21 protein-coding genes are annotated in these 17,694 nt (G+C 72.9%); 3 read left to right on the forward strand and 18 right to left on the reverse strand.

The window, feature by feature from the left end; all coding sequences use genetic code 11:
• Nucleotides 1-93: 93 nt before the first annotated feature.
• Nucleotides 94-243, reverse strand: coding sequence for a hypothetical protein (locus tag ACZ7OH_RS42190; RefSeq protein ID WP_400890456.1), 150 nt, complete (start codon nucleotides 241-243; stop codon nucleotides 94-96).
• 168 nt (nucleotides 244-411) lie between these two features.
• Here ACZ7OH_RS42190 and ACZ7OH_RS42195 point away from each other — a divergent pair, with 168 nt between their 5' ends.
• From ACZ7OH_RS42195 to ACZ7OH_RS42205, 3 genes are all read left to right on the forward strand, one after another.
• The gene (locus ACZ7OH_RS42195; RefSeq protein ID WP_470286035.1) at nucleotides 412-1,509 is read left to right on the forward strand and encodes a ferredoxin reductase; all 1,098 of its coding nucleotides are present in this window, start codon (nucleotides 412-414) and stop codon (nucleotides 1,507-1,509) included.
• Nucleotides 1,510-1,525: 16 nt separating this feature from the next.
• Complete coding sequence (locus ACZ7OH_RS42200; RefSeq protein ID WP_400890450.1) at nucleotides 1,526-2,791, forward strand: fatty acid desaturase family protein; 1,266 nt, start codon at nucleotides 1,526-1,528, stop codon at nucleotides 2,789-2,791.
• Between the two features lie 125 nt (nucleotides 2,792-2,916).
• On the forward strand, nucleotides 2,917-3,072 hold the full coding sequence (locus ACZ7OH_RS42205) for a hypothetical protein (protein WP_400890448.1): 156 nt from the start codon (nucleotides 2,917-2,919) through the stop codon (nucleotides 3,070-3,072).
• Nucleotides 3,073-3,133: 61 nt separating this feature from the next.
• On the opposite strand, the gene ACZ7OH_RS42210 is transcribed toward ACZ7OH_RS42205, so the two are convergent.
• The 17 genes from ACZ7OH_RS42210 to ACZ7OH_RS42290 form a co-directional block, all read right to left on the reverse strand.
• The gene (locus tag ACZ7OH_RS42210; protein WP_470286036.1) at nucleotides 3,134-3,535 is read right to left on the reverse strand and encodes an ATP-binding protein; all 402 of its coding nucleotides are present in this window, start codon (nucleotides 3,533-3,535) and stop codon (nucleotides 3,134-3,136) included.
• 85 nt (nucleotides 3,536-3,620) lie between these two features.
• On the reverse strand, nucleotides 3,621-4,313 hold the full coding sequence (locus tag ACZ7OH_RS42215; RefSeq protein ID WP_470286037.1) for a nitroreductase family protein: 693 nt from the start codon (nucleotides 4,311-4,313) through the stop codon (nucleotides 3,621-3,623).
• A gap of 18 nt (nucleotides 4,314-4,331) precedes the next feature.
• Complete coding sequence (locus tag ACZ7OH_RS42220) at nucleotides 4,332-5,366, reverse strand: alcohol dehydrogenase catalytic domain-containing protein (RefSeq protein ID WP_470286038.1); 1,035 nt, start codon at nucleotides 5,364-5,366, stop codon at nucleotides 4,332-4,334.
• Nucleotides 5,348-6,847 (reverse strand): class I adenylate-forming enzyme family protein, encoded by a 1,500-nt coding sequence (locus ACZ7OH_RS42225; protein WP_470286039.1) that lies wholly within the window; start codon nucleotides 6,845-6,847, stop codon nucleotides 5,348-5,350. Before ACZ7OH_RS42225 ends, ACZ7OH_RS42220 begins: the two co-directional genes overlap by 19 nt.
• The gene (locus ACZ7OH_RS42230; RefSeq protein WP_470286040.1) at nucleotides 6,844-7,164 is read right to left on the reverse strand and encodes an EthD family reductase; all 321 of its coding nucleotides are present in this window, start codon (nucleotides 7,162-7,164) and stop codon (nucleotides 6,844-6,846) included. The genes ACZ7OH_RS42225 and ACZ7OH_RS42230 overlap by 4 nt, the downstream gene beginning before the upstream one ends.
• Before the next feature lie 26 nt (nucleotides 7,165-7,190).
• Complete coding sequence (locus tag ACZ7OH_RS42235; RefSeq protein ID WP_470286041.1) at nucleotides 7,191-7,562, reverse strand: hypothetical protein; 372 nt, start codon at nucleotides 7,560-7,562, stop codon at nucleotides 7,191-7,193.
• On the reverse strand, nucleotides 7,559-7,951 hold the full coding sequence (locus ACZ7OH_RS42240; protein WP_470286042.1) for a nuclear transport factor 2 family protein: 393 nt from the start codon (nucleotides 7,949-7,951) through the stop codon (nucleotides 7,559-7,561). The genes ACZ7OH_RS42235 and ACZ7OH_RS42240 overlap by 4 nt, the downstream gene beginning before the upstream one ends.
• A 77-nt stretch (nucleotides 7,952-8,028) precedes the next feature.
• Nucleotides 8,029-8,670 carry a TetR/AcrR family transcriptional regulator gene (locus ACZ7OH_RS42245; RefSeq protein ID WP_470286043.1) on the reverse strand — a complete coding sequence of 214 codons (642 nt, stop codon included), beginning with the start codon at nucleotides 8,668-8,670 and terminating at the stop codon, nucleotides 8,029-8,031.
• A 58-nt stretch (nucleotides 8,671-8,728) separates the two neighbouring features.
• Nucleotides 8,729-10,045 carry an FAD-dependent oxidoreductase gene (locus ACZ7OH_RS42250; protein ID WP_470286044.1) on the reverse strand — a complete coding sequence of 439 codons (1,317 nt, stop codon included), beginning with the start codon at nucleotides 10,043-10,045 and terminating at the stop codon, nucleotides 8,729-8,731.
• A 1-nt stretch (nucleotide 10,046) separates the two neighbouring features.
• On the reverse strand, nucleotides 10,047-11,105 hold the full coding sequence (locus tag ACZ7OH_RS42255; RefSeq protein WP_470286045.1) for an acyl-CoA dehydrogenase family protein: 1,059 nt from the start codon (nucleotides 11,103-11,105) through the stop codon (nucleotides 10,047-10,049).
• On the reverse strand, nucleotides 11,102-12,391 hold the full coding sequence (locus ACZ7OH_RS42260; RefSeq protein WP_470286046.1) for an acyl-CoA dehydrogenase family protein: 1,290 nt from the start codon (nucleotides 12,389-12,391) through the stop codon (nucleotides 11,102-11,104). The genes ACZ7OH_RS42255 and ACZ7OH_RS42260 overlap by 4 nt, the downstream gene beginning before the upstream one ends.
• Before the next feature lie 9 nt (nucleotides 12,392-12,400).
• Nucleotides 12,401-13,546: a thiolase family protein gene (locus ACZ7OH_RS42265; RefSeq protein ID WP_470286047.1), complete on the reverse strand. Its 1,146-nt coding sequence runs from the start codon at nucleotides 13,544-13,546 to the stop codon at nucleotides 12,401-12,403.
• The gene (locus tag ACZ7OH_RS42270) at nucleotides 13,539-13,952 is read right to left on the reverse strand and encodes a Zn-ribbon domain-containing OB-fold protein (protein ID WP_470286048.1); all 414 of its coding nucleotides are present in this window, start codon (nucleotides 13,950-13,952) and stop codon (nucleotides 13,539-13,541) included. Before ACZ7OH_RS42270 ends, ACZ7OH_RS42265 begins: the two co-directional genes overlap by 8 nt.
• Nucleotides 13,949-14,740 (reverse strand): SDR family NAD(P)-dependent oxidoreductase, encoded by a 792-nt coding sequence (locus tag ACZ7OH_RS42275; RefSeq protein WP_470286049.1) that lies wholly within the window; start codon nucleotides 14,738-14,740, stop codon nucleotides 13,949-13,951. The genes ACZ7OH_RS42270 and ACZ7OH_RS42275 overlap by 4 nt, the downstream gene beginning before the upstream one ends.
• A complete protein-coding gene (locus ACZ7OH_RS42280) occupies nucleotides 14,737-15,927 on the reverse strand; it encodes an acyl-CoA dehydrogenase family protein (protein ID WP_470286050.1) in 1,191 nt (396 codons plus the stop codon). The genes ACZ7OH_RS42275 and ACZ7OH_RS42280 overlap by 4 nt, the downstream gene beginning before the upstream one ends.
• Nucleotides 15,924-16,691 (reverse strand): SDR family NAD(P)-dependent oxidoreductase, encoded by a 768-nt coding sequence (locus tag ACZ7OH_RS42285; protein WP_470286051.1) that lies wholly within the window; start codon nucleotides 16,689-16,691, stop codon nucleotides 15,924-15,926. The genes ACZ7OH_RS42280 and ACZ7OH_RS42285 overlap by 4 nt, the downstream gene beginning before the upstream one ends.
• On the reverse strand, nucleotides 16,688-17,680 hold the full coding sequence (locus ACZ7OH_RS42290; protein ID WP_470286052.1) for a phosphotransferase family protein: 993 nt from the start codon (nucleotides 17,678-17,680) through the stop codon (nucleotides 16,688-16,690). Before ACZ7OH_RS42290 ends, ACZ7OH_RS42285 begins: the two co-directional genes overlap by 4 nt.
• Between the last annotated feature and the right edge of the window lie 14 nt (nucleotides 17,681-17,694).

The raw sequence follows: 17,694 nt of genomic DNA on the forward strand, positions 1-17,694 counted from the left end.
GGCCGGAGCGGTCGACCCCCTGCTCGACCGCTGTCACCGTCGGCGACCGGCGGCCGAGGTCGCGGCGGCCCCGGACGGACGCACCCGCACCGGTCACGCCGGGATCGCGGGCCGCCGGTCCTGCTCGGCCGCCGGTTCGGCGTCGAGCTTCGCGGGCGGGGCGCCGCGGTGGAGGTCCGCTTCGGTCCGCACCTGGGTGCGGTTCGGGTTGGCGACGAGGCGCGGGGTGGAGTTCTCGTTCACGGCGGTCCTTTCGACTGCTTCCAGCCTGGTGATTACCCCGGCCCCACCGCCTTGAACAGTGGTCAAGAGCACCTGTGGCGCGCGCCTCATCCTGCGAGTTGAGTGCACGCCTGTACACTCAATGGGCATGTCCACTATCCAAGCCGGCCGCGCCCCGGGTGGTGCGTGATGGCCGAAGTCGGGATGCGTCCCCCGGCGTCGCCGCTGCGGCGCCGGGCCCTGCGCGCGGTGCGCTGGCTCTTCACCCCGCTGCGGGCGGATGACTACCTCGAACTGATCAACCCCCTGTGGTCGACCCGTGAGCTGCGCGGACGCGTCGAACGGGTCGAGCCCGAACGCGGCGGCGCGGCCACCGTGCTGATCCGGCCGGGCTACGACTGGGTCGGGCACCGGCCGGGCCAGTACGTGCGCCTGGGCGTGGTCATCGACGGCGTCCACCACTGGCGGGCGTACTCGCTGACGTCCAGCCCGGACCGCGCCGACGGGCTGATCTCGATCACGCCGAAGAAGGTCGACGGCGGGGTCGTCTCGCCCTACCTCGTCGACCGGGCCCGGCCCGGCGAGCTCGTCCGGCTCGGCGAGGTCGAAGGGTCGTTCACCCTGCCGGAGCGGCTCGACCGCGGCCTGCTGTTCGTCACGGCCGGCAGCGGCATCACGCCGGTCATGAGCATGCTGCGGCACCTGGCGCCGGGTCCGGGACTGCGCGACGTCGTGCACGTCCACTCGGCGCGCGAGGCGGACGGCGTCATCTTCGGCGAAGAGCTGGCCGCGCTCGAAAAGCAGCACGAAGGCTTCCGGCTCGAGCTGCGCATCACCGGCCAGGACGGCCGGTTCACCCCCGCCGACCTGGCCACCCTGTGCCCGGACTGGCCGGAGCGGGACACCTACGCCTGCGGCCCCGGCGAGCTCCTCGACGCCCTGCGGGCGCACTGGAAGCAGCACGGCGACCTCGACCGGCTCCACCACGAACGGTTCCAGCCGATCGTCGGCGGCGAAGGCGCCGAAGGAGCCGGCGGGACGGTGCACTTCGCCCACCGCAACGTCGACGCGGACTGCCCGCCCGGCACCCCCATCCTCGTCGCCGGCGAGGAAGCGGGCGTCGACATGCCGTTCGGCTGCCGGGTGGGGGTCTGCCACACGTGCGTGCTGCCGATCCGGGAGGGCCGGATCCGCGATCTGCGCACGAACGTCGTCAGCCGGAAGCAGAACGAGATCGTGCGCACCTGCGTGCACGGCGCCGAAGGCCGGGTCACGGTCGACCTCTGAACGGAGAAAGGAACCCATGTCCCCCACAACGCACCCGTTCGCCCACCTGAGCGCGGACCAGCTCGACGAGCTCGCCCGCGAGTTCGACGCCATCCACGACGAGGTGCGCGCCGACCTGGGCGAGCGCGACCGCCGGTACATCAAGGGCGTCATCCGGCTGCACCGCCAGATCGCGGTGGCCGGCCGGGCCCTGCTGCTCGGCTCCCGGTCCAAAGCGGCCTGGACGGCGGGCACCGGCTGCCTGGCGCTCGCCAAGATCCTGGAGAACATGGAGATCGGGCACAACGTCCTGCACGGCCAGTGGGACTGGATGAACGACCCCGCCATCCATTCGTCCACTTGGGACTGGGACACCGCCTCGACGGCCGCGGCGTGGAAGCACTCGCACAACTACATCCACCACACCTACACCAACATCCGCGGCAAGGACAAAGATCTCGGCTACGAGATCATGCGCATCGACCCGCACCAGAAGTGGCACCCCGCGTACCTGGCGCAGCCGCTGTACAACTTGCTCCTGATGGCTTTCTTCGAGTGGGGCGTCGCGGTGCACGACCTGGACGTCGAAGCCATCCGCGCCGGCGAGAAGCCGATGAAGGACGTGTGGCACGACCTCAAGGGCATCTCCGGCAAGGCCCGCGACCAGATCCTCAAGGACTACGTCGGCTGGCCGCTGGTGAGCGCGCTCGCCGCGACCGCCGTGGGCCGGCTCGTCAAACCCGAACCCCGCTCGCGGCGCCGGGTCCTGGCCGACCGCGCCCGCGGCCGCGGGTTCAAGGGCGCGGTGCGGGCTCAGCTCGCGGCCGTCCGGAAGGAGGGCGGCGGCACGTTCGCGGCGACGTTCTGGGCGGACTTCACCGCGAACATCATCCGCAACCTGTGGGCGCACTCGATCATCTTCTGCGGCCACTTCCCCGACCAGACCTACACGTTCAGCCAGGAGGAGGTCCGCGACGAAACCCGCGGCGGCTGGTACGTCCGGCAGCTCGTCGGCGCCGCGAACATCACCGGCTCCCCGCTGTTCCACCTGCTCAGCGGCAACCTCGGCTACCAGGTCGAGCACCACCTGTTCCCGGACATGCCCAGCAGCCGCTACGCCGAGATCGCGCCGCGGGTCCGGGACATCTGCCGGCGCTACGGCTTGCCGTACAACACAGGCCCGCTGTCCCGCCAGCTCGGCACGGTGCACCGCACGATCCTGCGGCTGGCGTTCCCGGGCGGGAAGCCGCGCCCGAAGCCCGGCCCCTACCAAGGTGACGAGGAGCTGGGACGCGCCGCCTGAGCGCTGGTCGGTCTCATCCGGGTGAGAACGCATGTTTGGCCGGAGGCCGTCGTGGGCACTCCGGGGCCGAGTCGAGCCGGCACCGACCCCGGGTGCCGGCCTCTCGGAAAAGGAGCAACCCCACCGTGATCATCCTCGGCGTCATCCTGATCATCCTCGGTTTCGTGATCGGCATCCCCGTGCTGTACACGATCGGCATCGTGCTCGCGATCGCGGGCGTCGTGCTGGCCATCCTGGGCGGAACCGGGCGCAAGATCGGCGGTCGCGCGCACTGGTTCTGAGCCACCGCGGCAAAACAGCGGCCGGCCCGTCACTCGACGGGCCGGCCGCTGTGCGCGGTGGTCAATGACCGGCGCCGAGGACGATTTCCGCCCAGACGGTCTTCCCGGTGCTGCGCTGCCACTGCCCCCAGGACAAGCTCACGCCGGCGACCCCGCGCAGTCCCCCGCCGCCACCGGCCCGGCGCACGCACGCGGTGTCCAGGCAGCCGTCGTCGACTTCGACGCACAGCCACCCGGGCCGGCGCAGCAACCGGACCTGCCGCGGCGGCTCACCGTGGCGCAGGGCGTTGGTGACCAGCTCTTCGACGACCCACACGACGACGCGCCGCCGTTCGTCCGGCAGGTCCGCGAGGAGGCGGTCGGCCCAGGCACGCACGGCGGCCACCTCCCCGAGGTCGTCGGCCACCTCCAGCGCGACGACCCGGAGCTGCTCGTCCGGAGCGGTGAGTTGGTGCGTCGTCATCGGCGGTCGCCTTTCGTCGTGGTCCACGGCGGGCGGTTCCGCCCGAGGGGGTATTACCCCGCGGACCCGTCGCGAACACGCGGCGTCAAGACGCGGCGATACCGCTCAACGGCGGTGCGGCCGGTTTCGTGGCGTCCCAGCCGTCCCAGTGGATGACCTGCTCCGCCTCCGGGCGCTGGGCCGGGCCGAACTTCTCCCCGCGCGTGAACGCCAGCGGCGTCAGGCACACCTGCTGCACGCTCTCGTAGGGAATGCCCAGCACCTCGGCGACGTCCTTCTCCCGCGCCAGGTGCATCGTCGTCCAGCAGGTGCCGAGGCCGCGCGCCCGCGCCGCGAGCATGAAGCTCCACGTCGCCGGGAGCACACCGCCGAGCATCGACGCGCTCGTGAACGCCGGGCTGCCGTCCAGGCGGACGCCGTCGAGGCAGGCGATCACGATCGTGCCGACCTCGTGCAGGGCCCGCTCCAGGGCATCGGCCGATCCCGCCGTGCGACGCTGGACGTCGGCGGCTTCCTCGCCCGCGACCTCGACCCGGCCGATGTAGCCGGCGGAGGCGCGGTAGGAGCTGAGGTAGATGTCGGAGTAGATCTCCGCCACCGCCGCCCGCCGGGCCGGGTCCCGCACCACCACGAACCTCGTGCGCGGCAGGTTGGACCCCGCCGGCGCCTGCAGGGCGAGGGTGACGCACTCGCGGATGAGGCTCTCGGGCACCTCGCGGTCGGGGTCGAGCCGCTTGCGCACGGCACGGGTCGTGGACAGCATTTCGTCGGCGTCCATGGGGTGACCACTCTCCTGTCAAAGGGCTGGGGCGAGCACCGCGCGGCCGACGATCTCCCCGGCCCGCAGCCGGTCGAACACCTCGGGCGCGGCCGCCAGGCCGAACTCTTCGGTACGCACCGGCAGCAGCCCCTCGCGAGCGAGCGCCACCACCTCGGCCAGTTCGTCCCGCGATCCCCAGAACGGCAGCCGCACCCGGCTACCGGCCGGCAGCGGACCGGGCTTCGTCACGGGCACGACTCCGCCCCCGCTGCCGACGATCACCAGGTCCCCGCCCTTGCGCAGCAAGGACGGCGCGAGGTCCGCGGTGCTCTGCGCGGCGGCGAAGTCGAACACGACGTCCGCGCCGCGGCCGGCGGTCGCGGCGCGGACCTCCCCGGCGCCGGAGCCGAGGGTCGCGGTGCGGTCGGCGCCCAGCGTCCGGGCCAGTTCGAGGGCCGGCTCCCGGATGTCGACGGCCACCACGGTCGCCCGCGTCCGGGCCCGCAGGATGCTCACGGCGACGTGGCCCAGGCCGCCGACGCCGATCACGACGGCCACCGCGTCCGGGCCGGCCAAGCGCGACAGCGACCCGGCGACGGCGTGGTACGACGTCAACCCCGCGTCCGCCAGGACAGCGGCGCGCGCGGGGTCCAGGCCCGCGCTCGGCACCAGCCGGGCGGCGTCGACGACGACGGCGTCCGCCATGCCGCCGTCCAAGCCCAGCCCGAAGCCCGTGGCCCCGCTCTCGTGGCCGTCGTCGCAGTAGTTCGTCTCCCCGCGGGCGCACCGGTCACACCGCCCGCAGCCGACCGGCGCGTGCACCACCACCTCGTCCCCGGGCGCGAACTCGGGCACGCCGGGGCCGACCGCGGCCACGCGTCCGCAGATCTCGTGGCCGAAGGTGAACGGGAGGGGGTAGCCGAGTGCCTCCACGCGCTCGAGGACCGCCAGATCGGACCGGCACACGCCGGCCGCGAGCACGTCGAGCCGCACCTGCCCGGGGCCCGGCACGGGGGTGGCGACCTCCTCCAGCCGCGCGGCTCCCGGGCCGGTCAGCCGGAACGCCCGCATACCCGGTCCTCCTCACCGCGCAGGCGATCCGCGATCGCCGCCGCTTCCCGCCGCGCGAGCTTGCCGACGCGGTTCTGCGGAAGCGCGTCGACGCGGAAGACGTACTCCGGCCACTTGCCCTTCGTCAGGCCTTCGCGGTGGAGGTGGTCCTGCAGCGCGGGAACGTCCAGGTCTTCGCGCGCGGTCACCAGGAGCGCCGCGACGCGCTCGCCCAGCACCTCGTCGGTGACCGGAACCACGCAGACCTGCTCGATCTCCGGGTGCCGCGCGATCGCGCTCTCGACCTCGGTGATGTCGATGTTGCGCCCGCCGCGGATGATGATGTCCTTCTCGCGCCCCTTAACGATCACCGAGCCGTCGGGCCGGAGCTCCATCAGGTCGCCGGTGGCCAGGAAGCCGTCTTCGGTCAGCCGCGGACGCTCGACCGTCCCCTGGCGCGCGTACCCCAGGAACAGCGAGGGACCGCGGACCTGGGCGTGCCCCGTGACCCCCGCGGCCAGCGGGGCGCCGGTCTCGTCGACGACGCGGAGATCCGTGCCGGGGAACGGCTTTCCGTCCGTTCCCAGCCGCTGCTCCGCCGGGTCCGAAGGCGCCGGTGTGGTGTGCCCCAGGCACTCGGACATGCCGAACACCCGCAGGAACCGCGTGCCCAGCCGGCGTTCGGCCCGGCCGAGCGCGCCGGCGTCCATCGGGCCGCCGCCGACCGTCATCGCGGTCATCCCCGCGAGCGCGCCTTCGACGCCGTCCGCCGCGCCCATCTGCAGCGCCATGGTGGGGACGCACATCGTCCACCGGGCGTCGTGCCCGGCCAGCAGCCGGACCGCGGCGCCCGGTTCCCACTTCTCCAGCAGGAGCACCGGGCCGCCGAGCAGGAGCGGCAGGTACAGGCCGAAGCAGACCGCCGCGGCCGACGACAGCGGCACCAGCGCGCCGACCGCGTCGCCGGGCCGGAGCCCGACCGCGTCGATCGTGCAGCGGCTCGCGTAGCGGAGCGCGGCCTCGCTCTGCACCACGCCCTTGGCGCGGCCGGTCGAGCCGGACGTCAGCCCGATGACCACGCCGCCCGCCCACCGGTCCGGCGCGCCCCGCTCGCCGACGGCGAGGCGCCAGCCGTCGAGGACCGGGCCGCCGGCCGGTTCGGTGTCCCAAGTGGACAGTGCCGCGGCGGACGCGACGACGACGTCCGGGGCGATGTCCTCGCGCGCGGCGGCGAACTCCTCGCGCGTGCTGTGCCGGTTGATCAGCGCGAGGGTGCCGCCGAGCCGGCCGGCGGCCAGCGCGCCGACGACCGTGCGCCAGGTGTTGTCGGCCTGGATGAGCAGCGTGACGCCGGGTCCGGCCACTTCGGCCAGTACCTTCGCGAAGTCGTCCGCCGCCCCCAGGAGGGTGGCGAGCGTGTGCGGACCGTCGGCGTCGATCGCCACCACCGCGTCGGGTTCGGTGGCCGCCCGCGCATCGAGTTCCGCGACCAGTTCCCTCATCGCGGGAACATCTCGCGCTCGTCGCCGAGCAAGGCGATGCGCTTGCCCCGCATGGCGCCGACGTGGCGCACCGCGGCGTCCCACTCCGGGCTGGCGAGCGCGGCCCGGGCCGCGGCTTCGTCGTCGAAGGTGAGCACGGACAGGCCGTCCCAGCCTTCCGAGCGGGGCTCGAGCGCGCTCGACACGGCGGTGTGCCGCCAGGCGCGCAGGCCGGGCAGCGGGTAGGTCAGTTCGGCGTGCTCGCCGCGCCACCACTCGATGAACCGCTCGTGGGTCCACTCGGGTGGGCGAGCGGCGAGCAGGACAAGGTTGAACATCGCAGCCTCCGTCGGGTGCGCCTGCGTCAGGCCGCGCCGATCTCCAGTTCCGGGGACCGGCCGATCATCAGCGAGACGACGTTGCCGTCTTCGTCGAGCCTCGCGGCCGCGACGAAGGTGGATTCGAACTCTTCGCCGCGGCGGGTCTGGCCCAGGACCAGCTCGTCCCGGCCGCGCGCCGAGCCGGTCAGGACGTGGTGGGTGAGCACGCCCTTCTCCCGCTGGGCCAGGTATCCCTCCATGGCCGCGCGGCCGCCCGCGAAGTCGGTCGCCGCGCCGCCCCCGGTGCCGAAGACGATCGAAAACCGGAAGCCCGGGGCGATCATGTCGAGGATGCCTTCGGGCCGGGCCGAGTCGATCGCGGCGAACCAGCGCTCCAGCGTCGGGGCGTCACTCATGCGGGACCACCTTCCGGCAGGGGGAAAATGCTGAACTCCGGGTGGAAGAAGACCTGGTAGCGCGCAACGCGCCCGGCCGGCGAGATCTCGGCGGCCGCGGAGAACGAGCCGGTTCCCCGGCCGTCGCCTTCGGTGATGAGGCCGTAGACCATCTCCAGCTCGCCGTCGACCCCGCGGCGGCGGACGTTGTGCCGCCGACCGACGTCGGGCCGGGCGGTGATGTAGGCCGTCAGGTCGGCCAGGCCGGTCCCGCGGACCTCGTTGCCCGGCAACGCGATCAGGAACTCGACCCGCGGTTCCACCAGTTCGAGCGCGCTCAGCGGCTCAGGACCGTCCAGCCGCGCGTAGTAGTCCTCGATGATCACCGCACCGGCCTCCTTGACGGGCATCGAACTGACCTGAAGTCAGTTCTGTTCTTTCGACTCTAAACAGCCTTGAACTGGAGAGCAAGGACTTCCGGCCGCGCTCAGGCGGCCGGATCGGCCTCGGCGACCATCCGCACGCAGCACCCTTCGATGAACCCGGCGATGGCGTCGAGCTCGAGCGTCCCGCCCGGCCGGTACCAGCGCCACACCCCGACGATCATCCCCAGGATGCTGCGCGCCATGAGCAGCGGATCGCGGTCCGGGAACTCGCCGGCGGCGATGCCGCGCTCGAGCAGCTCCGCCCAGTTGTGTTCGATCTTCACGACGAGGGCGCGGCACGCCAGCCGTTCGTCTTCTTCGCGCTTCGACGCCCGTTCGTTGGCCAGCAAAGCGATGTTGGCCTGCAGGATCCGGTTCTGCTGCACCTCCGACGGCGGGATCGCGCAGGCGGCGGCCACCGCCGCGCGCAGCGCCGCCAGCGCGGTGGGCGTGCCCTCGGTCGCCTCGCGGAACGCCCGGTCGGAGTTGCGCAGCCCGAGCCGCATGATCGTGAGCAGGCAGTGCGCCTTGGACTCGAAGTAGTGGTAGAGCGCCGTGTGCCCGATCCCGACCCGGTCGGCGATCTCGGCCCACTTGGTGGCCTCGTAGCCCACCTCGCCGAAGCACTCGACGGCGACCGCCAGGATGGCCGGCCGCTTGGAGCGCGGACCGTCCTCGGCTTCGGTCAAGGACTCAATGCTCACGATGGCTCTCCCTGGTGCGGCGACCGACCCCACTTTAGCCCGACCTCCTGAACCGGATTCAGGTCATTCGCCGGGCGGCGTGTTCCGCCGCCGCGATCCCGAAGACGACCGCGGGCGCGAGACCACCGGCGTAGGCGCGCACGTAGAGGCCGCCGATGTCGGAGCCCGCCGCGTACAAACCGGTCACCGGGGCCTCGCCGTCGCCCAGCACGCGGCCGGACGCGTCCACCTCGATCCCGGCGAAGGGGAACGTGATGGCGGGGGCGACCTCGATGACGTAGTACGGCGGCTCGTCGAGCGGCCGCGGGTCGAACCGGCGGCCGGGACCCTCGGGGACGTCACCGGCCGCGATCCGCGTCAGCTCTCGGGCGACGACGTCGCCCGCGTAGCCCCACTCCGGTGGCATCTCCGCGAAGTCGCCGGCGGACTCGGCCACGACGCACCGCCCGCCACGCCGGCGGGCCAGCGCGAACTTGTCCGTGGCCGGGCCGCCCTGGACGTACGCGCCGACACCCCATTCGCGGTACCCGCGGGCGTCGGTGACCAGCAGGCCCCGGGCTTCCGGTTGGTCGAGCAGGGCCATCGTGGTCAGGTGGTCGCCCACGGTCTCGTCGACGAAGCGCTCGCCCTTCAGGTTGAAGAGCACGGCGTGTTCGCTGTAGTAGAGGGCCAGCTCCACGAAGAGGTCCGGGTCGAGCCGGACGCCGGCCGGGACCAGGTGCCCGTAGAAGCCCCCGCCGCGGTTGACGACCCGCCCGCCGGCTTCCCGGGCGAGCCGGAGCCCGTCGCCCCGGCTCCACGGGTTGGACCTCAGCTCGATCCGCTCGGCCTCCGGGTGGACCAGCTCCGCGCGCAGCCCGGGATCGGCCTGGAACCCGCCGGTGGCCAGCACGGTCGCGGCCGCGCGCACCTCCCGGCGCGTGCCGTCGGCGAGCGTCACGTCCGCGCCGGTGACCTCGCCGTCCGGCCCGGTCAGCAGCCGGTCCGTCCGCGTGCCGGTCACGATCTCGCCGGCGGCCGCCACCCGGCGGCGGCAGGCGTCGATGAACGACGCCGTGTCGAACTGGTGCCCGGTGCCGTGGCGCAGCACGGTGACCGGCGGCCCGTACGGCACCCCGAGGTCGTCGAGCAGGGCCAGCGCCGCCGGGAAGCCGTCGACGACCGCGGCGGTCAGCGCCGGGTTGCCGTCCGGGTTCAGCGCGTGCATCGCCTCGGCCGTCACCCCCGTCCACAGGTAACCCGCGTGCAGCGCCGACCCGCCGAGCCGGGGCGCGCGCTCGACCAGCAGCACCCGCGACCCGAGCGCGGCCGCCCGCGCGGCCGCGCTGAGACCGGCCATGCCGCCGCCGAGCACGAGCAGGTCGACGACGTCCACGTCAGACCCCGATGGCGTCGAGGAGGGCATCGCCGTGACTCCCTTCGAAGAGGACCGCGCTGCTGAGCGCGCGCCGGACGTGCAGGTGGGCCGAATGCTCCCAGGTGAAGCCGATCCCGCCGTGCACCTGGACGTTCTCGTCGGCGACCCAGCGGTACGCCTGCCCGCACACGAGCCCCGCCGTCGCGACCGCCCGGGCCGCCTCCGGCGTTCCTTCGGCGAGCTCGGCGGCCGCCCACAGGGACGCCGACCGAGCCGCTTCGACCTGGACGGCCATGTCGGCGCACCGGTGCTTGATCGCCTGGAACGTGGCGATGGGCCGGCCGAACTGCAGCCGGGTGGCCGCGTGGCCCACCGCGGCCTCCATCGCCGCGGCGGCCCCGCCGGTCTGTTCGCAAGCCAAGGCGGCCGACGCCCGGAGCAACACCCGTTCGAGGACGGGCGCGGCCGGACCCAGCAGGACCGCCGGTGCGCTGTCGAAGGCCACGGTCGCAAGCTGCCGGTTCGGATCGATGGCCGGCGACGGACGGCGGCTGACTTCCGGGAGCGCGGCCTCGACCGCGAACATCGAGGGGCCGTCGGCGGTTTCCGCCGTGACGAACACCAGGTCCGCCGTCGCGCCCTCCAGCACGAGGATCTTCTCCCCCGAGACGAACCAGTCCCCGCGCGCGTCCGCGACCGCGCGGGTCTGGCTGTGCTCGCGGTAAGCGAGCGTCGCGGTCGTCGTGCCGTCGAGCAACGACGGGAGCAGGTCCGTACCGGGGACGTGCAGCAGGACGCCGACACCGAGCACCGCCGTGGTGAACCACGGCAGCCGCGCCAGGGATCGGCCCAGCTCCTCCGCGACCACCGCGACCTCGCGGAACCCCGCGCCCGCTCCGCCGTGCTCTTCGGGGACGTCCAGCCCCACCAGGCCGAGCTCGCCGGCCAGCCGCCGCCAGGTCGCGGGGTCCCAGCCGTGATTGGGGTCGCGCGTGGGTTCGACGTGCTTGAGCAGGAACTCCCGCACGACCGTCCGCAGCTCTTCGGCGTCGGCGTCCGGGGTGAGGCGCGGGCTCATGCGTGCTCCTCGAGAACGTCGGCGAAGCGGCGGCGGGCTTCGGCCTGCCGGTTCGGCAGTGTGTAGGGCGGGAACAAGCCGTCGTCGGGTTCCGTGCCGCGCAACAGCGCCTGGGCGAGGTTGACCTTGTGCACCTCGGTGGCGCCGTCGGCCAGTCCCATGTGGAAGGACTCCATGACCCACTTGCCGAACGGGAGCTCCTTCGAGATCCCGAGCGACCCGTGGATCTGGATCGCCCGCCCGGCGATGTCCGCCAGCACCTTCGGCATCGCGGCCTTCACCGCGGAGATGTCGGCGCGCACCTTCTTGTAGTCGTCGAACCGGTCGATCCGCCACGCGGTGCGCAGCACCAGCAGCCGGAACTGCTCCAGCTGGATCCACGAGTCGGCGATCATCTCCTGGACCAGCTGCTTGTCGGCGAGCCGGCCGCCCCTCGAGGTCCGGGAGACGGCCCGGCGCTTCATCATGTCGAAGGCGGCCTGCACGAGCCCGACCGTGCGCATGGCGTGGTGGATCCGGCCGCCGCCCAGCCGGGTCTGGGCGACCGCGAAGGCCTCGCCCCGGCCGCCGAGCAGGTTCTCGGCCGGGATCCGCACGTCGGTGTAGCGCAGGTACTGGTGGGTGCCGACCGGCTCCTCGTGGCCCCAGACGGAGACGTCGCGGACGCGCTCGATCCCCGGTGCACCGGTCGGGACGACGAACATCGACATCGACTTGTGCGGCGGCGCCTCGGGTTCGGTCACCGCCATGACGATGAGGAACTCGGCGAACAAGGCGTGGCTGGAGAACCACTTCTCGCCGTTGATCACCCAGCTGTCGCCGTCGAGGCGCGCGGTCGTGCGGAAGCCGGTCGGGTCGGATCCGCCGTGCGGCTCGGTCATCGAGAAGCACGACACGATCTCGCCGTCGACGAGCGGTTTCAGGTACGTCGCCTTCAGGTGCTCGCTGCCGTAGTGCGCCAGGATCTCGGCGTTGCCCGAATCGGGCGCCTGGCAGCCGAACACCACCGGGCCGGAGTGGGTCCGGCCGAGCTTCTCGTTCAGCAGGGCCAGCCGCAGCTGCCCGAACCCCTTGCCGCCGAGCTCCGGGCCGAGGTGCGCCGCCCACAGGTTCCGGTCGCGCACGCGTTGCTGCAACGGCTTGATGAGCGCGTTGCGCACCGGGTCGCGCGGGTTCCAGGCGTGCTCGACGACCTGGTCGACCGGTTCGACCTCGGTCCGGACGAAGTCCTCGACCCAGTCCAGTTCCGCCTGGACCTCGGGATCGGTTTCGAATCCCCAGCTCATGGGCCGCTCCTAACGCTTCAGCACCGTGCAGGCGGAGATGCCCGGTGCGCCGTAGACGTGGGTGAACCCGACCCGCGGGTCACCCGGGACCTGGTGCCCGCCCGCGTCACCGCGCAGCTGGAGCACGTTCTCGAAGACCTGCCGCAGCCCGGACGCCCCGATGGGCTCGCCGTTGGCGATGCAGCCGCCGTCGGTGTTGACCGGCAGCGCGCCGCCGATCCCGGTGGCCCCGGCCCGGATCAGGCTCTCCTGTTCGCCGTCTTCGCAGAGCCCGGTTTCCGCGAGGTGCATCAGTTCCGCGCCCGCTTCGGTGTCCTGGATCTGCGCGATGTCCACTTCGGACGGTCCGATGCCCGCCCGCTCGAAGACCGCCGCCGAGGCTTCGACGGTGGGCGACTGAGCGCGTTCGGAGGCGATCCAGGGGGCGAAGACTTCGAACGAGCCGTAGCGCCGGCTGCGGAACTCGGCGGCGGCCAGGAACACCGGGCGGTCGGTGAAGGTCCGGGCCCGCTCCGCCCGGCACAGCACCAGCGCCACCGCGCCTTCCCCGGGTGAGCAGTACATGTACTGCGTCAGCGGGTGCGAGATCATCGGCGCGGCGGCGATCTCGGCCGCGCTCAGCTCCTTGCGCCGCCACGCCATCGGGTTGCGGGCGCCGTTGCGGAAGGACTTCTCGGCGATCAGCGCCAGCACGGCCGGGTCGATGCCGTGGTCGTGCAGGTAGCGCCGGATCTTCATGCCGAAGAACTGGGTCGTCACCATCAGGCCGGTTTCGCCGTACCAGGACCCGATCCCGTGTTCGGCCGGGTCGGTGTCGAACGCGCCCCGGGGGTGCTTGTCGAACCCGATCACGATGCCGACGTCGTGCTGCCCGGACCGGATGGCGGCCTCGGCGGCGATCAGGGCGCTGCCGCCGGTCGCGCACCCGTTGGCGACGTTGATGAACGGCAGCCCCGTCAGACCCAGCTCGGACACCAGCGTGTCCGCGTCCCCCGCCGAATGCGAGCCGCCGAAGCCGAACTGCATGTCGGAGAACTTCAGGCCCGCGTCACGCAGGGCCTCGCGCGCCGCGTGCACGGCCTGGGCGCGGCCGGACACCCCGTCCGTGCGGCCGAAGCGGTGCATGCCGATCCCGACGACGGCGACCTCAGACATGGTCGGCCGCCACGAAACCGAAGGTGTAGACCGGACGCCCGTCGGCGTCGTCGCGGAAGGGCACGAACATCAGCTCCATCTCCGTTCCGATCGTGAGCTCGGCGGGGTCGGCCGCGGCCAGCCGGGCCTCGACGATCAGCTGGCCGGGCAGGGCGACGTAACCGACCCCGTAGGGCTCGTACGCCTCGGATCCCGTGTACGGCGGTTTCGGGCGGAACCCCTGGACGGTCCACGACCAGAGCGTCCCGCGCCGCGCGAGGGCGACGTCGTTCATTTCCGACCCGGTGCACCGGGGACAGCCGTCCTGCTGGGGGAAGGTGTGGGCCCCGCAGTCCCGGCACCGGCTCCCGCGCAGCGCGGGGCCCTCGGGGGTCTCGATCAGGAGCGTGTCGTCGACGAAGTTCACGGCGCCGCCAGCCTTCCGCCGTCGACCGCCAGCAGCGCGCCGGTGGTGTAGCTCGCGTGGGGCCCGCACAGGTACAGCGCCGCGCCGACGATCTCTTCGGGCCGCCCGACCCGGCCGGACGGCCAGGCCTTGGCCAGCTCGTCGACGGCGGCCATGTCCCAGGCCTTGCTGATGTCGGTGAGGAAGGGACCCGCGACGATGGTGTTGACCCGGACGGACGGGCCGTATTCCTGGGCGAACCCGGCCGTCAGCGTGTTGAGCGCGGACTTCGCGGCGGCGTAGACGAGGTCGTGGGCCGTCGGGCGGCCGGTGGCCATCGAGGAGATGTTCAGCATCACCCCGCCGCCGCGTCCGGCCATGCGCGCGCCCGCGAGGGCCAGCAAGCGGAACGGCCCCTTGAAGTTGACCGCGACGACCTTGTCGAACAGGGTTTCCCCGACTTCGGCCAGGCTGGGGTAGAGCGGCGCCATCCCGGCGTTGTTGACCAGGACGTCGACCGGGCCGAGCGCCTCCTCGACCTCGTCCAGCAGCCCGTCGAGCCGGTTCCAGTCGCCGACGTGCGCGGCGTGCGCGGTGATCTTCCGCCCGGTCGCCGCGGCGAGCTCGTCGGCGAGGGCGACGCAGTTGTCCCGTTTGCGGGACACCACGGCGACGTCGGCGCCGGCCGCCGCGAAGGCGATGGCGATTTCCCGGCCGAGGCCGCGCGATCCGCCGGTGACCAGGGCGGTGCGGCCTTCGAGCGGCTGACCGCCCATCCGCACCCTGGCGACGGCTTCCGTCGTGTTCACTTCGGGATGTCCTTCCAGGCGACGCCGCGATCGGCGCGCGGTTCCGGGGGGAGGCCGAGCAGGCGCTCGGCGATGATCGTGCGCTGCACTTCGTCCGAGCCGCCGGCGATGCGGTAGCCGGGTGCGCCGAGCACGTGCTCGGTCCAGCGGTAGCTGCCGTCGCCGAAGTCGGCGACGAGCCGCGGCCCCAGGACCGCCGCGGCGGCTTCGGAGACCAGCTTGAGCCGCTGGGCCCACGCCAGTTTGCGCAGGGAGCCGAGGGGCCCGGGTTCCCGGCCGGCCAGCCGCGACTCGCGGTCGCGCTGGGCGGACACGACGGCCACTTTTTCCGCCGCCCACACCTCCGCCAGCAGCCGCCGGACTTCCGGGTTGTTGACGCGGCCGAGCCGGCGGGCGTCGTCCAGCAGTTCGGCGAACCCGCCGCCGAGGTCCGCGTTGGCCCCGGAGTGGCCGCGCTCGAACCCCAGGGTCGCGAGCGTCACGGCCCAGCCGCCGCCGACGTCGCCCAGGCGCAGGGTGTCGGGGATCCGCACCTCGTCGAGGAAGACTTCGCAGAACGACGACCCGCCCGACATCTGCCGCAACGGCCGCACCTCGACGCCCGGTGAGTCCATCGGCAGCAGGAAAGCCGTCAGCCCGCGGTGTTTCGGCACCTCGGGGTCGGTCCGGGTGATCAGCTCACCCCACCCGGCGAACTGGGCGCCCGAGCTCCAGACCTTCTGCCCGGTCACGACCCACCCGTCGCCGTCGCGCACCGCGCGGGTCCCCAGGCCGGCGAGGTCGGACCCGGCGGACGGTTCGGAGAACAGCTGACAGGCCAAGGCATCGCCGCGCAACAGTGGCCGGACCAGAAGCTCTTTCTGTTCCGCGGTACCGAACATCTGCACGGTGGGGGCGATCAGCGCCGTGCTCACCGAGGTCAGCTCGTGCTGCCCCGGCGTCTCGAACTCCCGCTCCACTTCGGCGAACGCTTCGTCGTGGAGCGGGGTGAGCCCGGCTCCCCCGTAGCCGGCGTCGAACTTCGTGCGCTGCCAGGCTTGGATGCGCTCGATGAGAGCACGTTCTTCGTCGTGGGGAAGGTCGTGGAACACCGCCACCGAGCGTCGAGGCGCACCGTCGCGCCGGGGCAGCCGTTCGGACAGCCAGGCGCGGGCGTCCTCGGTGAACTCGTCCAGCTCTTCGTTCATCGCGCGGTCCACCCTCCGTCGACGGCCAGCACCTGGCCGGTGCAGTACGTCGAGGCCGCCGAAGCCAGGAACAGCAAGGCGCCGTCGAGTTCGGCCGGCTCGCCCGGGCGGCGCACCATGGTGTTCCGCTCGATCCAGCGCAGGGACGCCTCGTCGTCGAACATCGCGTCGTTCATCTCCGTGCGGAACCACCCCGGCGCCAGCGCGTTGGCCCGGACTCCGTCGCGGCCCCAGTGCCCGGCGAGCTGCCTGGTCAAGCCGATGAGCCCGGCTTTCCCGGCCGCGTAGCTCGCTCCGCCGCGCGGTGCCGTCGAGACGACGCCGACGATCGAACTCACGTTGACGATCGAGACCGGCTGCCCGGCCGCGGCCGCGGCGACGAGCTGGGCGAGGTGGAACGGGCCGACCAGGTTGGTACCGAGCACGTCGGCGAACGCCTCGGGAGTTTCTTCGTGCGGGCGCGCTTTGCTGCCGGTGCCCGCGTTGTTGACCAGGATGTCGACGCGGCCCTCCCGCGCCACGACCCGCTCGACCATCGCCGCGCGCTCCGTGGCCAGCGAGACGTCGCACGGCACCGGCCGCACGCCGGGCACTTCGGCGGCGAGCCGGTCGAGCCGCTCCTTGCGGCGCGCGGACGCCCACACCGTCGCCCCCGCCGCCGCGAGCACGCGGGCGAACCGTTCGCCCAGCCCGGAAGACGCGCCTGTCACGATCGCGACGCGGCCCGTCAGGTCGAAGAGCTCGCCCGGGGTCGGGACCTTCATCGTCGCCCCCCGGCCAGCAGCCCGCGGGCGTCCGAAATCATCTTGGCGATCGTCGGCGGCAGCTGTTCCTGCACCGGGTCGTGGTGCGCTCCGCTGCGGTGCCGCACGAGGTTGTGGCCCATGATCGCCGCCATCTTCATCCGGCTCAGGGCACCGAACCACGCCGCGTCGCGATCGTCGCCCGCCTTGCCATACGCCTGGAGCAGCAGCTCCTCGGCCGGCAGACCGTCGACCGCCTGCCCGGCACCGGGGAACAGCGTGCCGTCGGTGAACACCCCGAACCAGCCGAGGTCGACCCGCGGGTCGCCGATGCTCCAGATCTCCCAGTCGATGAGCGCGGTGGGTTCGAGGCCGTCGAACAGCACGTTGCCGAGGCGGAAGTCCCCGTGCACGAGGACGGGCTCGACCGCGCCGGGGACGTCGGCGACAAGCTCGGTGATCAGCTCCGCGCCCTGTGGCCGGAGGTCCTCCGGCACGGCGTGCATGGTGCGTGCCCACTTCTCGATCTCCGCTTCGAGCATGGTCGCCTCGGGGACCGGACGGCCACTCGCGGCCACCGAACGCTCGATCTTCCCGACGGGAACCGAGTGGAGTGCGCCCAGCATCTCGGCGGCCGTGAGCATCCGCGCGTGGGCCAGCTCCGGATCGAGCGCCCGGCCCGGCTCGAGCACCGGCTCGACGGCTTCCCCGGGGGCGAGGTCCATCGCGAACCACGCCGGTTCCTCCGCGTCCACGGCCCGCACGGCGGGGACGGGCACGCCCGTCCCCGCCACCGCGTCGAGGATCGCGGCCTGCCGCAGCACGTCGTTGCGCCCGGCGGCCTTCCGCCCCGGGGGCACCGCCTTGACGACGTACCCGGCCGCTGGGCCCCGGAGGGCGTAGGTCAGCCCCGAGCGGCCGCCTTCCAGCACCGTCAACGGCTCGGCGGACGCGAGGCCGAGCGCGGTGCGCACGCGGGCGCCGAGCTCCGGGTCGGCGTCCGTCTCCACGGTGGATGTCCTCA

The sequence above is a fragment of the Amycolatopsis sp. NPDC114478 genome, assembly GCF_055633805.1.

Excerpts from the sequence above, each read along its gene's own strand:
- ACZ7OH_RS42195 (WP_470286035.1), top strand. The coding sequence starts at position 412 with ATGGCCGAAGTCGGGATGCGTCCCCCGGCGTCGCCGCTGCGGCGCCGG.
- ACZ7OH_RS42200 (WP_400890450.1), top strand. The coding sequence starts at position 1,526 with ATGTCCCCCACAACGCACCCGTTCGCCCACCTGAGCGCGGACCAGCTC.
- ACZ7OH_RS42210 (WP_470286036.1), bottom strand. The coding sequence starts at position 3,535 with ATGACGACGCACCAACTCACCGCTCCGGACGAGCAGCTCCGGGTCGTC.
- ACZ7OH_RS42215 (WP_470286037.1), bottom strand. The coding sequence starts at position 4,313 with ATGGACGCCGACGAAATGCTGTCCACGACCCGTGCCGTGCGCAAGCGG.
- ACZ7OH_RS42220 (WP_470286038.1), bottom strand. The coding sequence starts at position 5,366 with ATGCGGGCGTTCCGGCTGACCGGCCCGGGAGCCGCGCGGCTGGAGGAG.
- ACZ7OH_RS42225 (WP_470286039.1), bottom strand. The coding sequence starts at position 6,847 with ATGAGGGAACTGGTCGCGGAACTCGATGCGCGGGCGGCCACCGAACCC.
- ACZ7OH_RS42230 (WP_470286040.1), bottom strand. The coding sequence starts at position 7,164 with ATGTTCAACCTTGTCCTGCTCGCCGCTCGCCCACCCGAGTGGACCCAC.
- ACZ7OH_RS42235 (WP_470286041.1), bottom strand. The coding sequence starts at position 7,562 with ATGAGTGACGCCCCGACGCTGGAGCGCTGGTTCGCCGCGATCGACTCG.
- ACZ7OH_RS42240 (WP_470286042.1), bottom strand. The coding sequence starts at position 7,951 with ATGCCCGTCAAGGAGGCCGGTGCGGTGATCATCGAGGACTACTACGCG.
- ACZ7OH_RS42255 (WP_470286045.1), bottom strand. The coding sequence starts at position 11,105 with ATGAGCCCGCGCCTCACCCCGGACGCCGACGCCGAAGAGCTGCGGACG.
- ACZ7OH_RS42260 (WP_470286046.1), bottom strand. The coding sequence starts at position 12,391 with ATGAGCTGGGGATTCGAAACCGATCCCGAGGTCCAGGCGGAACTGGAC.
- ACZ7OH_RS42265 (WP_470286047.1), bottom strand. The coding sequence starts at position 13,546 with ATGTCTGAGGTCGCCGTCGTCGGGATCGGCATGCACCGCTTCGGCCGC.
- ACZ7OH_RS42280 (WP_470286050.1), bottom strand. The coding sequence starts at position 15,927 with ATGAACGAAGAGCTGGACGAGTTCACCGAGGACGCCCGCGCCTGGCTG.
- ACZ7OH_RS42285 (WP_470286051.1), bottom strand. The coding sequence starts at position 16,691 with ATGAAGGTCCCGACCCCGGGCGAGCTCTTCGACCTGACGGGCCGCGTC.